Below are 14653 nucleotides of genomic sequence, written 5' to 3' on the forward strand. Positions count from 1 at the left end.
CCCCCCCCCCCCCCCCGCCCCTTTTGGCGCTGGTCTATGCAAAAAAGGAGAATGGAAAATCAGTTTTTCTTGATCTTGGTCAGAGCCTCGTTCAGCTCCCGCTTGGCGCCGGCGGGCACCGCACGGCCGGCCATCTTGATCAGGTCGGTCAGGCGCATCATCATGAAGAAGTCGCCCATGGCGTTCTGGCCTTCGGCCTTATCGTCCTTCTTCATCATGGCGCCCATTGCGCCGCCGGTGGTGGCAGCCGCCAGAGCAGCCTTGACGATGGCAGCGGTCTCGGGGTTGGCCATCAGGTCGCCGATCTTGTCCTTGATGGAGTAGTAGCCCTCGGGGTATTCCAGGGGCTTGCGGGCAGCGCGGGCGGCCGGGTCATCGAACCAGTTGGCGGCCTCGTTGCCCTCGGGCAGGTCGTAGGCGTAGTTGTGCTCGGCCACGCCGTTCAGGGTAATGGTGTTGCCCAGAACATCGCCGGCCTTGGCGGTAACGGTGTTGGCGCCGTCGTTCAGAGCCACATTCTCAAAGACTACGGCATGATCCACGGCGGGCTGGGTGGCAACCTCGACCCCATTGACCACCAGGGTCACCTCGGGGCAGTTGGTGTAAACGGTGACGATCCGCTCATTGGGGGCGCGGTCCACAAACCGCTCGCCGCAGACGTGCACCATGGGCTCGGTGGTCCAGTAGGCCTTGTAGATGTAGAAGGCATCCTTCTTGATCTTGCGGTCGTAGGTCACCAGACCCTTGTTGTTCCGGCCGCGGACGCCGCCCTCGTCCCGGGCGTCGGCTGCGAAGTCGAACATGTTCCAGACATGGGTGCTCCACAGATAGGGACGGGTGGCGAAGGTCTTGAGCATATCATGGTGGTACTGGCAGGCGTACTCCTCGGTGTAGTCGTGGTTCTCGGGGTTGACGGTGTGCCACTTGAGCACTGCCTCGGAGCCGTACTCGGAAACGCCCAGGCAGCGGTCGGGGTTGAGGGCGTGGAACTTATCCAGCCAGGGACCGTTGTCGGCGGCATCGCCCACATACCAGCCAAAGTAGTGGTTGTAGCTCAGAACGTCGGTGATGTAGACGTGCTCGCTGTTCATGGGCACCATGCTGACCTCGGCCATGGTGGTCAGGCGGGAGGGATCCAGCTTCTTGGCCAGGGCGTTCAGCTCGCAGAGGTTGCGGTAGAGAGGTTCGGTCTCGCCGCCGATGGTGATCTCGTTGGAGATGCCCCAGAAGAAGATGGAGGGGTGGTTGTAGTTCTGGGCGATCAGCTCGGTCATCTGGCTGATGGTGTTGTCGTGGGCCTCCTTGCCGGGCATGAACTGGCTGATGAAGGGGATCTCGGCCCAGAGGACAAAGCCGGTGTGGTCGCACAGATCGTAGAAGTACTGATCGTGCTGGTAGTGAGCCAGACGGATGGTGTTGGCGCCCACTTCCTTAATCAGGGCGATATCCTCCTCGTGGTCGGCCTTGGAGATGGCCCAGCCCTTGTCCTGGCGGTCCTGATGGCGGGAGACGCCGTGCAGGGGGCAGTTCTTGCCGTTGAGCCAGAAACCGGTGTTGGGGTCCACATGGAAGCTGCGGTAGCCGTAGGTGACGGTCACGGTATCCAGGACCTCGCCGTCCTTAACGATGGAAGCCTCGGCGGTGTAGCAGTAGGGGTCCGCCATGCCGTCCCACAGGTGGGGGTTCGCCACATCCATCTTGACGACGGTGTGAGGCTCGGCAGGGGCGGAGCCGCTGGCGGCCACGTTGCCCTCGGCGTCCTTCAGCTCGACGTTGACGGTGCACCCCTCAGCGCCCACAGGGAACAGGTCCACACGGGTCTTGCCGGAGCCGCGGGGGGTGACGAACACCGCATCGGTGCCCTCTTTCATCAGATCGAAGTGGACAGGGTTCACCTCGATGAAATTGACGTCACGGTATAGGCCGCCGTAGAAGGTGAAGTCCGCCGCCTGGGGGTAGATCTCGCTGGCCGCGTTGGTGACCACCACGGTCAGGACGTTGCCGTTCGGCTTCATGGCGGGGGTCAGGTCATAACGGAAGGTGGAGAAACCGCCCTTATGGGTGCCCAGCTCCCGGCCGTTGCAGTAAACGGTGGCCACGTGGTTAGCGCCCCGGAACTCGATGTACTGTTTCTTGCCCTCGGTGGGATCGGGCAGATCAATGGAATAAGTGCCGATGCCGCGCCAATAGTCGTTGCCGCCGTCCTGGCCGTCGAGGGCGTTCCAGGTATGGGGCAGGGCCACCACAACGGGGTTCTCGCCCTGTTTGGCGAAGCGGGCAGAAGTAAGCAGAGTAGAAGTGCGCATGGGAAACAGCTCCTTTCGTTTCCAAAAGCCCGGCCGGGGTGCACAGGATAGCCCCTCTTGGGCCCGGGCCTGTTGTCTTGCTTTTAGTATAGCATGTCCGGCCCCGCCACAGAGAGGAAAATTTTATAGTTAACCTGTATATTTTTTGGTTTTTAGGGTCGAACCTTTCTGGCGAAGATTCATAAAAAGTTCAAAATTTGAAATCAAATTCCTGCGCCGGTTCTTGATTTTTCTTTGCCGTTCATGAAAAAAACGCTGCCGGGGATACCGGCAGCGCTGGTTTTGGTTATTGCGTCACAGGGATTCTCTTACACGCCCGAATAGGCCGAGAAGCCGCCGTCCACCGGGATGCAGATGCCGGTGATGAAGCCCGCCGCCTTCTCGTTCACGAGGAAGAGCAGGGCCCCCTCCAGCTCGGCGCTCTCGCCGAAGCGGCCCATGGGGGTGGCCGCCAGGATCTTGCCGGTCCGGGCGGTGGGGGTGCCGTCCTCGTTGTAGAGCAGCTTTTTGTTCTGCCCGGCCGCGAAGAAGCCCGGGGCGATGGCGTTGACCCGGATGTTCTGGTGGCAGAAGTGGACCGCCAGCCACTGGGTCAGGTTGCTCACCGCCGCCTTGGCTCCCGAGTAGGCGGGGATCTTAGTCAGGGGCAGGTAGGCGTTCATGCTGGAAATATTGACGATGCAGCAGCCCTCCCGGCCCAGCATCTGGGGAACAAAGGCCTGGGTGGGGATCACGGTGCCCACAAAGTTCAGGTCGAACACCCCGGTGACCGCCTCGGGAGACAGGTCAAAGAAACTCCGGGTGTCGGCGTCGATGTCCCCGTCCTCATAGTATTCCTTATCGGTGGTGGCCAGGGGGTTGTTGCCCCCTGCCCCGTTAATCAGGATATCACAGGGGCCGAAATCCGCCAGAACCTGGGCGGCCACCGCCTTGCAGTCCTCGGCTTTGAGCACGTTGCACCCATAGGCTTTGGCCACGCCGCCCTCGGCCACGATCTCATCGGCATACACCTGGGCTTTCGAGGCCGTCCGGTTCAAAAGGGCCACTTTTGCCCCTGCCCGGGCCAGCACCTTGGCCATATCGGAGCAGAGCACGCCCCCCGCGCCGGTGACTACCGCGACCTTGCCGTGCAGGTCGGTATCCAGTACATTCTTCTGCATCGTTCCAACATCCTCTCTCTCACAAATCACCGGCGGCTCAGTAGCTCAGGCCGAAGTTCAGCTCGTAGTAGTTGCCCGCTGCGTCGCGGTAAGCGTAGGCCTTGCCGTTCTCGTCCTTCAGGCTGTCCGGCATATACAGGTCCTTGTCGTAGCCGGGCACGTCGTTGGGGCTGGCGCAGACGCCCTCGGCGTTGACGGCCAGGACTTCATCGCCGCGAGGCAGAGTGATGGGCAGCTTGCCGGTGGGGGCGAAGCGGCCGAAGATCACATCCAGGGTGGCGGAGGGGTAGGTGTCGAAGCCGGCGGTCAGGGCATCGGCGTACTTCTCCACGTTGCCCACCATCCAAGCCAGGGGGAAGTTGATGTTGGCGATCACCTTGCCGCCGTTGGCGTGGACGGCCGCAGCGATGCCGGGGATCCGGTTGGCGCCGGCCAGGGTGGTCTCCTGATGGGTCTCGGCCATGGGTTTGCCGCTCTTGTCCACGTTGCAGACGGTCTTATCCTCGCAGATGTCCAGCTCCAGATAGCCCGGGGTGGCGTTGAAGTACTCGCCGGAGGAGGGGCTGACCATCAGGATGGCGTAGTCGGCCTGGGCGGGGTCCTCGGTGAGGGTGACGCCGGTCAGCATCTCCCGCAGGGCCTTGGTGGCGGCTTCGGCGGCCTCGGCCTCCTTGGCGAACGCCTCGGCATAGACCTTCTTGCCCGCCAGCTTGTCCTCGGTCAGGGGCAGGACGCCCTGGTTTTTCAGCAGAACGACGCTCTTGCGGTGGACCAGGGCAGCCTCGGCCCAGTCGGACTTGGTGGCGACCACTTCGGCGGCCTTCTTGGGGTCGGCGTAGGGGTTCTCGAACATACCCTGCTGGAACAGCTCGGTGAGGGTACGGGTGACGGCGCGGTTCAGGCTCTCATCGGTAAGGACCAGGTCCTCCTTCTTGAAGCCGGCGGGCACCGGGTGGGTGTCGTAGTATCCGTTGGTGGCGCGGTCGTAAGCCTCGCGGCCCTCCTTGTTGTCAAACAGGCCGCTGATCACATCCACGCCCGACTGGGTGACGGCAAAGCCGATCCGCTCGGGGATATCCAGGGCCTCGACGCCCCAGCTCATATTGTGGACGATGCCGGTGTCCGAGTTGATGTAGCCCTTAAAGCCCATCTGCTTGCGGAGCATGGTGTCCACAAACTCCTTGTTGTAGGCGATGCCGTAGGGGTTCATAACCAAGGGGTTGCCCTCGCAGTCGGTCTGGGTGGCGCTCTTCTCCGCGGCGGGCTTGGAATAATAGGGCATGATGGAAGCCGCATTGTACTTCACCGCCGGGCGGAAGGTGGGAACATGGTATTTCTGGAGGGAGCCCTCGGTGGCGTAGACGTTCCACTGGCCGGCGGCGTAGTGGGGGTCAAAGCCGTTCTCACGGGCGCCGCCGCCGGGGAAGTGCTTGACGGTCAGGGAGACGCCCTCGGGGACGACGCCCTCCTCGCTGCCCTGGACGCCGGGGATCAGACGCTCAAAGATCTTCGTGATCAGCTCGGGATCCTCGCCGAAGGTGCCAAAGGTGCGCTGCCAGCGGGGATCGGTGGCGCAGTCGGCCATGTACATATAGCCTTTCTTCAGGCCGCAGGCGTTCCACTCCCGGCGGATGCAGTCAGCGAATTTGTCGATGATGTCCAGGCTGTCGCCCTTGACGGCGGCGGCGATGCCCATGGTGCCGGGCCAGGTGGCAAAGACGCCGGAAGCGTCGTTCATACCAAAGACCACTTCGCCGTTCTCGTTGCGGGAGTTGGAGGCCACCTGCACCGGGACAAAGTGCTTGCACTCCTCGGCCACGGCGTGGAGCTGGTTGAGCCAGTCGGCCATGTCCTCAGGGGTGGGGTTGGCGCGGAGGATCAGGTGGCGGGAGAACCAGTCCTTGATCAGGGTGGTGGTGCCGGGCAGCTCCTGGGCGCCGAAGATGGTCTTGCCGGTAAAGGTGGCGTCATCCAGCACGCCCGACTCGTCGGGGATGCAGGTGTGAGTATCGCTATTGGAGTACTTGGGGCCCATCCGCCAGTCGGAGATGAACAGCTGGGCGATCTTCTCGTCGGTGGTCAGGGTCTTGACGTAGGCGGCGGCCCGCTCGGCGGGGGAAAGACGCCAGTCGTTGACGGGGGTCACCTCGCCGGTGCCGTCGATGTCCTTAAAGACCAGGCCGTCTTTCTCGATGACCTTGCGGGAGACGGTGGCGATGGTGGGGCCGCCCTGGTTGTGGTAGTATTTCAGGTTGTCGGATGCTTTTTTTGCCATAACTTACCTCATGCAAATCGTAGGATGGAATGTCAAACGGGGCGTAACTTCTCAGCCCTTGTAATCCACGGGCAGGCTCTCCCAGCGGGCCTTGAACAGGTAGGCGGCGTCCTTGGGCTGGCGCTGGCGGGTGAAGGCGCCCTTCTTGTTGCCGTTGGCCCGCAGGATGCCCTCGGTGGTCTGGAAGTCGGCGAAGTTCCACATCAGTTCGCCCTTGACGAAATCGTAGCTGTCAAAGATCCGGTTGTTCATCTCGAGATACTCGTTCTGGTACTCCTGGCTCCACATGACGCTGGGCAGCTTGTGCTCGCTGGCCAGGGTGTCGGCGCCGTACTCGGTGAAGATCAGCGGCCGGCCGTTCAGCACCTGGCCCCAGCCGTCCATCTCCTTGCGGAAAGCCACCTCGGCGTCCGAGATGCCGTAGCCGCCCATGACGTACCAGCCATAGTAGCGGTTGAGGGAGATAAAGTCGGCGTACTTCTGGCCCTTGCTGGTGTGGGGCAGGCTCATCATGACCACGGCGTAAGTACGGGGACGGGCCTGGGGGTCCAGCTCCCGGGCGTAATTAAAGACGTTCTCGAAGTAGGCTTCGGTGCCCTCGCTGGTGCACTGGGGCTCGTTCAGGATGCTCCAGGCGATGACCGAGGCGTGGTTCTTGTCCCGGGTGATCATCTCTTCCAGGGCCTGGCGGTGATTGACCAGCAGCTGGGGGGTGGTCTCCTTCTCGAACCAGCCCACCTTCTTGCCGGTGCCCTGGTTGGCGGCCAGGAAGTTCATGGTGCTCTCCATAAAGCCGACGGCGGGCGCCTCGTCGATGATCAGGAAGCCCTCTTCATCGGCCATCTGGTACATCTCCTCGGCGTAGGGGTAGTGGCTGGTGCGGAAGCAGTTGGCCCCGATCCACTTCATGCACTCGAAGTCCCGCTTGACGGTGGCCAGATCCAGCCCGCGGCCCCGGATGTCGGCGTCCTCGTGCTTGCCGAAGCCACGCAGATAGACGGGCTTGCCGTTCAAAAGGAACTTGCCGTCCTTGATTTCGAAGGTGCGGATGCCCAGTTTCTCGGCGTACTCGTCCACAATCTTTTCGCCGTCCAGGATGCGGATGCAGATGGTGTACAGGTAGGGTGCGCGGACGCCCCACAGGTGGGCGCCGGGAACGTTCAGGACGCCCTCTTTGCCGGAAGCCTCGGCCACCTTGACGCCCTTGGCGTCCCGCAGCTCAACGGCCACCGGCTTGTCGCCGTTGGTCTTGACGGTGTAGTGCACCGCAGCGCCGTCGGCGGTCAGGCTGTGGACCACGGAATAGTCCTGCACCGACTCCTTGGGGGTGGCCATCAGCTTAACGGGGCGGTGGATGCCCGCGTAGTTGTAAAAGTCAAAATAGGGGGCGCTGATCTTGGTGCCGTTGGCCAGGGTGGCGGTCTTGCCGGCGGGCAGCATGGTCTCGTTCAGCTCGTTGTTGGCCAGCACTGCCAGGTGGTTGGGGCCGTCAAAACGGACCACATCGGTCACCCGGGCGTTGAAGGGCAGGAAACCGCCCTCGTGGCTGGCAACCTCCACCCCGTTGACAAAGACCCGGGCGCGGTGGGTCACCGAGCCGAACCGGATGTCCAGCTCCATCCCCTGCCACTCGGCGGGGACATAAAAGTCGGTCTCGTACCAGAAATCGCCGGTGTACTCCCGGCTGTCCTTATCGGTGAAGAAATCGCAGAAGCTGGCGGGGACAGGCATTTTCACGCTGGCGGGCAGACCCTCGGCCCAGCCGGCGGCCACGCCCTCGCTCTTTGCATCAAACTGGAAATTCCACATCCCGTCCAACACCTGGACGCGGCGGGTCAGAGAAGAACAGGGGTAAAGCAGAGACTGAATCATAATCAATATCCTCCTTGATTCTTCGGTTGGCGGCGCAGGCCCCCGGGCCTTTTGGGCCCGTTTTGACCGCCGGGCGCGCGCCGCACCATTTATAGTTATACTTATTATCACATAACATGCAAAAAATTGGAAAGGAATTTTTTATGCCAAATCCGCACAATTTTTGGAAATTCTGGGGATTCGATACAAAAGAGATTGCACAAAGGCAACAAACTTTTGGAAAGTTTGCAAAATAATCAGGATTTCCATTGAAATTTTACTAATGAACAAAGTATGAACTGTGTTAAAATATTTCTGCAATTTTAGGCTTTATCTCCATTGGCCGTCGGCTCCAGTGCGCGCGGGGCAGCCGGCCGGCGGGGATACGGGCCAGGCGCTGCTAAGGCACTTATATGTAAAGGAGAAAAAGAGATGGCAAAAATCAGATCACTGCCCGACAAGTTCTACGACAAAAACTACGAACAGAACGGCATTCACCGCGTCCCCCTGTGGCGGATCGGCTGCTTCGCGCTGAACAACACCGCCACCAACCTGTACATGTTCATGATGACCTACGTCAGCTACTACCTGATGGGCTTCGTCGGCGTAGGCATGGTGGTGGCCTCCAGCTTCTCCATGATGATGCGTATGTGGGACGGCGTCACCGACCCCTTCGTCGGCTTCATGGTGGATAAGACCAACGGCAAGTTCGGCAAGAACCGCCCCTTCATGGTGATCGGCAACATCATCCTCTGCATCACCAGCTTTGTGATGTTCCACTTCACCCACCTGCTGCCCGAGGGCGGCGTCCGCTTCATCTTCTTCATCGTTATCAACTGCATCTACTACCTGGGCTACACCTGCCAGTGCGTTGTCACCAAGTCGGCTCAGAGCTGCCTGACCAACGATCCCAAGCAGCGCCCCCTGTTCGCCTCCTTTGACGGCGTGTACAACACCATCCTCTTCGCCGGCCTGGCCGTCGTGGCTGCCAACATGGCAGACGCTGCCAAGGATGTGGGCGGCTACTCCAGCACCCAGTTCTTCCACCAGCTGTGGCTGTTCACCGCGGTCCTGTCCGGCATCTTCACCGTCCTGGCCGTCATCGCCATCGCTCCCAAGGACCGCAGCGAGTTCTTCGGCACCGGCAAGGCCATCAAGATCGGCCTGAAGGATTACTGGGACACCCTGAAGGGCAACCGCGCCATCCAGATGCTGGTGCTCTCTGCCTCCACCGATAAGCTGGCTTCTACCGCCAAGACCGGCGCCGTCAACGTCGCTCTGTTCGCCTGCATCGCCGGCTCCACCCTGCTGCAGGGTACCGTCACCGCAATGACCACCATTCCCTCCTGCATCGTCACCTTCCTGGCCATCTCCACCCTGGCCACCCGTCTGGGCCAGAAGGAAGCCATGGTCGTCGGCTCCATCGGCGGCATCGTCACCAACCTGCTGCTGAGCGCCCTGTGGCTGCTGGGCGATCCCACCTCTATGACCATCGATCCCGTGGCCGGCACCCTGAACTGGGGTTACTTCCTGATCCTCCACATCCTCCTGACCGTTGTGGCCGCCGGCTTCCAGGGCATCTCGGGCAACATCGTCATCCCCATGACCGCCGACTGCGCCGACTACGAGGTTTACCGTACCGGCAAGTACGTCCCCGGCCTGATGGGCACCCTGTTCTCCTTCGTCGACAAGATGGTCTCCTCCTTTGCTCCCATGATCGCCGGCCTGGTCTTCGCGGCCTGCGGTTTCACCGATCACAACCCGGTTATGGGTGACGTCGTCACCCCGCAGCTGAAGCTGGGCGTCGTCTTCCTGGCTTACGGCATGCTGATCCTGGGCCTGATCTGCAACCTGATCGCTATGAAGTTCTACCCCCTGTCTAAGGAAAAGATGGCTTCCATCCAGAACGAGATCGTCGCCATCAAGGAAAAGGCTATGAACGCTCAGTAATCCCCCTCTTCTGCGCGCAAACAAATCTGTAAAATCGAGGTAGTAACCATTGGGTAAACGGAATCCGAACACCGACAAGGCCGCACAAAAAGGCAAAGGGCCCGATATTTCCGATTTTATCGTGGCCGAAGAAGAACTGAAAACCCTGAAAAAACAGCAGGGAATCCCCGATTCTTCTGAAAACCTGAATGCTCTCGGGCGCGCAATCGATTACATTCTGACGGCCCGCGAGCGGCGGATCAAACAGCCGATTAAGAAAAAAACCTATCTTTGGCTGTGCCTTCTGGGCGCCTTCGGCCTCCACCGCTTTTATGCCAAACAGTGGTTCACCGCAACAGTCTACCTGCTGACCTGCTGGACCGGTTTCTCCATGGCAATGACGATCATTGATGCGATGATCGTCATCCCCATGAAAGCGGACGAAAACGGTATTATCTGGTTATAACTCTCCTTCACAGCCCGGGGCCCTGGACCAGCTCCGGGCTGTGTTGCTGCTGGCCCCCTGCGGCAGAAAGGACACCCCCATGGATCAGTTCATCAGCACCCTGTTCAACACAAACCACGAAGCCCCCAGCCTCGAGGTTCTCCTGGTGCTTGCAGTCATTGCAGTGGTTGTGCCCGCCATCCACCGGTATATGCTGGCCCACCGGCAGGCAAACCCCGACCGCAAAAAACAGAACTCCCAGAATAAGAAAAAATAACCCCCGCTCCCGTTCTGAAACGTCTCCCCTGTCGGGCTTTCCCCGGCAGGGGTTTTGTGTTATAATATAAAACTGAAATATCAGTTTAGCCCCCAAGAGCTTTTTGAGGGGGAAGCGACAGCCCGGCCCATCGGCCCGGGAAACCAAAAGAGTGGGGGGGGGGAGCCTTTTTGAAAATCGAATTCATGCAGATGCTGGAAAAGCTCACCGCATCTTACAACATCAATTTGACGGTTATGACCCCGCCTTTCGAGGGGATCGAAAACTTTGACTACGGTCTGCGAAAAGCGCTGGATCCACAGTTTGACTGGCAGGATTTCGGCCGGCTGCTGTTCCAGCAGGTGCCGCCCAAGACCCTGGTCTTTGCTCAGGGTGCGTTCGAGCTGCACTTCGCCTTTTTCTTCCTGCCGGACCAGCCCGACACCCTGCTTTGTGTGGGCCCCTGGTCCAGCGGCGCCCAGTCGGCCGAGAAGGTGGAATGGTGTGAAAAAAATCTGGACGCTGCCGCCAACCAGGTCATCCGGGAGTACTACAACGCGGTGCGGGTGGTGGACAACGATATCCTGAAAAACATGCTCTACGCCATGGTGTCCCTGCTCTACCCGGACGGCGACCTGGCCAGCCAGGAGTGGCTGGAGTTCATGCCCCTGAACTTCCTGCCCGACATCCGGTGCTTTGACCTGCCGGACTTCAAGAACAATCTGCCCGCCGAGCTGGTGGCCGAGCGGTATGCGGCCGAAAACCGGGTCCTGGACGCCGTGACCCAGGGGGACACCGCCACCGCCCTCTCGGCCCTGGAGGCTCTGGCCCGGTTCCGGCTCAAGCCCCGGTTCTCCAACCCCATCCGGGATCAAAAGAACCTGACGGTCATCCTGAACACCCTGCTGCGCAAGGCCATCGAACGGGCCAGCGTCCACCCCTACTATATCGACCAGATCTCCACCAAGTACTCCCTGCAAAGCGAGGAAATCGTCACCGAGGAGGACTGCCACCGGGTCCAGCGGGATATGGTGCGGGAATACTGCATGTACGTCCAGCAGTATTCTCTCCAGCAGTACAGCCCCCTGATCCAAAAGGTCATCAACCACATCAACCTCCACCTGGACAGCACCCTCTCCCTGAAAAGTCTGGCGGCTTTGTGCTATATCAGCCCCAGCTATCTTTCCAACGTCTTTAAACAGGAGACCGGCCAGACCCTGACCGACTATATCAGCACCCAGCGGATGGCCCGGGCGGCCAACCTGCTGCGGACCACCAACGCCACCGTCGCCTCGGTGGCCGAGGATGTGGGGATCCTGGACGTGAACTACTTTACCAAGTTGTTCAAGAGCGCCACCGGCCTGACCCCCACCCGCTACCGCCGGGAAAAACACGACCGGTAAGCCCTCCCCTTTTTAAAACAAAGTTCCGCTCCACAGAGGTCAGCCGCTTCTGTGGAGTTTTTTGTAAAAAATTTTTGCAGGGGCTTGCAAACCCGAAAAAGTTGTGCTATAATATCGCTCGTGGTCATTTGCTGCTATAGCTCAGTTGGTAGAGCGCATCCTTGGTAAGGATGAGGTCTCCAGTTCAAATCTGGATAGCAGCTCCATAAGGAAAACGCCTGGAACTTTCACGTTCCGGGCGTTTTTGTTTTGCGGTTCCGGCAAAACAGTTGCAGCGGGCCCGATTTCCGGTATAATAGTTCTCAGAACGAAAACTGCAACAGGAGGGCCGCCCCATGTCCCACACCACCAAACAGGCACTGGAAGCCTCGCTCAAGCACGTTATGCTGAAAAAGCCCCTGGACAAAATCACCATCCGGGACATCACCGACGACTGCGGCATCAGCCGGATGGCTTTCTACTACCACTTCAAGGACATTTACGACCTGGTGGAATGGGCCTGCGTCGAGGACGCCTCCCGGGCGCTGGCGGGGAAAAAGACCTACGACACCTGGCAGGAGGGGCTGTTGCAGATCTTTGAGGCGGTGCTGGAAAACAAGACCTTTGTGCTGAACGCCTATCGCTGCATCAACCGGGACCAGATGGAGCGGTTCCTCTTTCAGCTGACCTACGGGCTGATCCGGGGAGTGGTGGAGGAAAAGAGCCAGGGCTCGGCTGTTTCAGAAGCAGACAAGGCCTTTATCGCCGAGTTTTACAAATACAGCTTTGTGGGGATTCTGCTGGACTGGATCCGCCAGGGGATGACGGCGGATTACCGGATCATTGCGGGCAAGATCTGTACCCTGATGCAGGGCAGCGTCTCCCACGCCATCCAGAATTTTGAAGCCGAGCGCCAGAGAAAAACCTGACAAAACAGGCCGGATGATTAAAAACTAATCATCCGGCCCTTTTTGTAAATTGCGGGCCCGCCGCCATCGGGGTAGTATAGAGCCACACAAACGATTCCACACTGTATATGCAGCATGATTTTAGAAAGGTGGCTCTTGTTTATGAACCGAAAGAAGATTGCAGCCCTGGGCGTCGCAGCCGGTCTGGCCGGTGCAGGCGCTGTTCTGCTGGCCAATAAAAAGCCCGCCGCCGCGCCGGAAGAGGACAGCGGCTACCGCAACACCGAGCTGGGCCGCCACCAGAAAAACCGGAAGGGCATCTACTATTCCAGCGGCAACTACGAGGCCTTTGCCCGGCCCGAAAAGCCCGCCGGGGTAGACGACAAAAACGCCTATATCGTGGGCAGCGGCCTGGCCGCCCTGGCGGCCGCCTGTTTCCTGGTGCGGGACGGCCAGATGCCCGGCAGCCACATTCATATTCTGGAAGCTATGGAGATCGCGGGCGGTGCCTGCGACGGCATCTTTGACCCCAGCCGGGGCTATATCATGCGGGGCGGCCGGGAGATGGAAAACCATTTCGAGTGCCTGTGGGATCTGTTCCGGTCCATCCCCTCGCTGGAAGTGCCGGGCGCCTCGGTGCTGGATGAGTTCTACTGGCTGAACAAGCACGACCCCAACTACTCCCTCTGCCGCGCCACCGTCCAGCAGGGCAAGGACGCCCACACCGACGGCAAGTTCGGCCTGAGCCAGAAGGGCTGCATGGAGATCGTCAAACTCTTCATGACCCCCGACGAGGAGCTCTACGACAAGACCATCGAGGACGTGTTCGACAACGATGTCTTTTCCTCCACCTTCTGGCTGTACTGGCGCACCATGTTCGCCTTTGAAAACTGGCACAGCGCCCTGGAGATGAAGCTCTATTTCCAGCGGTTCATCCACCACATCGCCGGGCTGCCCGATTTCAGCGCCCTGAAGTTCACCCGGTACAACCAGTACGAATCCCTGATCCTGCCCATGCAGAAGTACCTGGAGGCCGCGGGGGTGGATTTCCAGTTCGGCACCGAGGTGACCAACGTCCTCTTTGAAAAGAAGAACGGCCGCAAGGTGGCCACCGCCCTGGAGTGCCGGGTCCACGGAGCCGAGAAGGGCATCCTGCTCACCGAGAACGACCTGGTCTTTGTGACCAACGGCTCCTGCACCGAGGGCACCATCTACGGCGACCAGAACCACGCCCCCAACGGGGACGCCGAGGTGCGGACCAGCGGCTGCTGGAACCTGTGGAAGAACATCGCCAAGCAGGACCCCGCCTTCGGCCGGCCGGAGAAGTTCTGCTCCGACATCTCCAAGACCAACTGGGAGTCGGCCACCATCACCACCCTGGACGACAAGATCCTGCCCTATATCACCAACATCTGCAAGCGGGATCCCCGCACCGGCAAAGTGGTCACCGGCGGCATCGTCAGCTGCAAGGATTCCCAGTGGCTTTTGAGCTGGACCATCAACCGGCAGGGCCAGTTTAAAGAACAGGACCCCGAAAAGGTCTGCATCTGGGTGTACGGCCTCTTCACCGACGTGCCCGGCGACTATGTGAAAAAGCCCATGAAGGAGTGCACCGGCAAGGAGATCACCGAGGAGTGGCTCTACCACATCGGTGTGCCCGTCGAGCAGATCCCCCAGCTGGCGGAGGAGAGCGCCGTCTGCGTGCCCACCATGATGCCCTATATCACCGCCTTCTTTATGCCCCGCACCAAGGGCGACCGGCCCGACGTCATCCCCGACGGGTGCGTGAACTTCGCCTTCCTGGGCCAGTTCGCCGAGACCCCCCGGGACACGGTGTTTACCACCGAGTACTCGGTCCGCACCGCCATGGAGGCCGTCTACGGTCTGCTGGGGGTGGACCGGGGCGTGCCCGAGGTCTGGGGCAGCGTCTACGACATCCGTGCCCTGCTGGACAGCTCCGTCTGCCTGATGGACGGCAAGTCCCCCCTGGACATCCAGCTGCCCGGGCCCCTGAACCTGCTCAAGAAACCCCTGCTGAACGCCATCCGCGGCACGGTCATCGAGGACCTTCTGCGGGAACACGCTATCCTCCGGGACGGAATGTTCTGAGAAAACGTTTCTGTCCCTGTTGATTTCCCCTT

Annotated in this window: 10 protein-coding genes and 1 tRNA gene; 7 read left to right on the forward strand and 4 right to left on the reverse strand. The window is 60.3% G+C overall.

The window, feature by feature from the left end:
* Positions 1-59: 59 nt before the first annotated feature.
* The 4 genes from JCM17207_RS00005 to uidA form a co-directional block, all read right to left on the reverse strand.
* Positions 60-2306, reverse strand: a complete 2247-nt coding sequence (locus JCM17207_RS00005) for a glycoside hydrolase family 2 protein (RefSeq protein ID WP_238315403.1) — start codon at positions 2304-2306, stop codon at positions 60-62.
* Between the two features lie 308 nt (positions 2307-2614).
* Positions 2615-3466: an SDR family oxidoreductase gene (locus tag JCM17207_RS00010; protein WP_238315404.1), complete on the reverse strand. Its 852-nt coding sequence runs from the start codon at positions 3464-3466 to the stop codon at positions 2615-2617.
* Positions 3467-3503: 37 nt separating this feature from the next.
* A complete protein-coding gene (locus JCM17207_RS00015; RefSeq protein ID WP_238315405.1) occupies positions 3504-5741 on the reverse strand; it encodes a glycoside hydrolase family 3 N-terminal domain-containing protein in 2238 nt (745 codons plus the stop codon).
* A 51-nt stretch (positions 5742-5792) separates the two neighbouring features.
* A complete protein-coding gene (uidA, locus tag JCM17207_RS00020; protein ID WP_238315406.1) occupies positions 5793-7613 on the reverse strand; it encodes a beta-glucuronidase in 1821 nt (606 codons plus the stop codon).
* A gap of 411 nt (positions 7614-8024) precedes the next feature.
* Here uidA and JCM17207_RS00025 point away from each other — a divergent pair, with 411 nt between their 5' ends.
* The 7 genes from JCM17207_RS00025 to JCM17207_RS00055 all read left to right on the forward strand — a co-directional run bounded on the left by JCM17207_RS00025 (position 8025) and on the right by JCM17207_RS00055 (position 14621).
* Entirely contained in the window at positions 8025-9542 is a 1518-nt protein-coding gene (locus JCM17207_RS00025; RefSeq protein WP_238315407.1) for an MFS transporter, read from the forward strand.
* Between the two features lie 49 nt (positions 9543-9591).
* Complete coding sequence (locus JCM17207_RS00030; protein WP_238315408.1) at positions 9592-9987, forward strand: TM2 domain-containing protein; 396 nt, start codon at positions 9592-9594, stop codon at positions 9985-9987.
* 79 nt (positions 9988-10066) lie between these two features.
* On the forward strand, positions 10067-10243 hold the full coding sequence (locus tag JCM17207_RS00035) for a hypothetical protein (protein WP_238315409.1): 177 nt from the start codon (positions 10067-10069) through the stop codon (positions 10241-10243).
* A gap of 170 nt (positions 10244-10413) precedes the next feature.
* On the forward strand, positions 10414-11625 hold the full coding sequence (locus JCM17207_RS00040) for an AraC family transcriptional regulator (protein ID WP_238315410.1): 1212 nt from the start codon (positions 10414-10416) through the stop codon (positions 11623-11625).
* Positions 11626-11755: 130 nt separating this feature from the next.
* A tRNA-Thr gene (locus tag JCM17207_RS00045) sits at positions 11756-11831 on the forward strand.
* Between the two features lie 129 nt (positions 11832-11960).
* A complete protein-coding gene (locus JCM17207_RS00050) occupies positions 11961-12533 on the forward strand; it encodes a TetR/AcrR family transcriptional regulator (RefSeq protein ID WP_238315411.1) in 573 nt (190 codons plus the stop codon).
* Between the two features lie 141 nt (positions 12534-12674).
* On the forward strand, positions 12675-14621 hold the full coding sequence (locus JCM17207_RS00055; protein WP_238315412.1) for an oleate hydratase: 1947 nt from the start codon (positions 12675-12677) through the stop codon (positions 14619-14621).
* The last annotated feature ends 32 nt before the right edge of the window (positions 14622-14653 follow it).

Source organism: Faecalibacterium gallinarum, assembly GCF_022180365.1.
Classification (GTDB): Bacteria; Bacillota; Clostridia; order Oscillospirales; family Ruminococcaceae; genus Faecalibacterium; species Faecalibacterium gallinarum.

Bases quoted from the DNA above. Each gene is read 5' to 3' on its own strand.
- JCM17207_RS00025 (WP_238315407.1), top strand. From the start codon at position 8,025: ATGGCAAAAATCAGATCACTGCCCGACAAGTTCTACGACAAAAACTAC.
- JCM17207_RS00010 (WP_238315404.1), bottom strand. From the start codon at position 3,466: ATGCAGAAGAATGTACTGGATACCGACCTGCACGGCAAGGTCGCGGTA.
- JCM17207_RS00015 (WP_238315405.1), bottom strand. From the start codon at position 5,741: ATGGCAAAAAAAGCATCCGACAACCTGAAATACTACCACAACCAGGGC.
- JCM17207_RS00035 (WP_238315409.1), top strand. From the start codon at position 10,067: ATGGATCAGTTCATCAGCACCCTGTTCAACACAAACCACGAAGCCCCC.
- JCM17207_RS00055 (WP_238315412.1), top strand. From the start codon at position 12,675: ATGAACCGAAAGAAGATTGCAGCCCTGGGCGTCGCAGCCGGTCTGGCC.
- uidA (WP_238315406.1), bottom strand. From the start codon at position 7,613: ATGATTCAGTCTCTGCTTTACCCCTGTTCTTCTCTGACCCGCCGCGTC.
- JCM17207_RS00050 (WP_238315411.1), top strand. From the start codon at position 11,961: ATGTCCCACACCACCAAACAGGCACTGGAAGCCTCGCTCAAGCACGTT.
- JCM17207_RS00005 (WP_238315403.1), bottom strand. From the start codon at position 2,306: ATGCGCACTTCTACTCTGCTTACTTCTGCCCGCTTCGCCAAACAGGGC.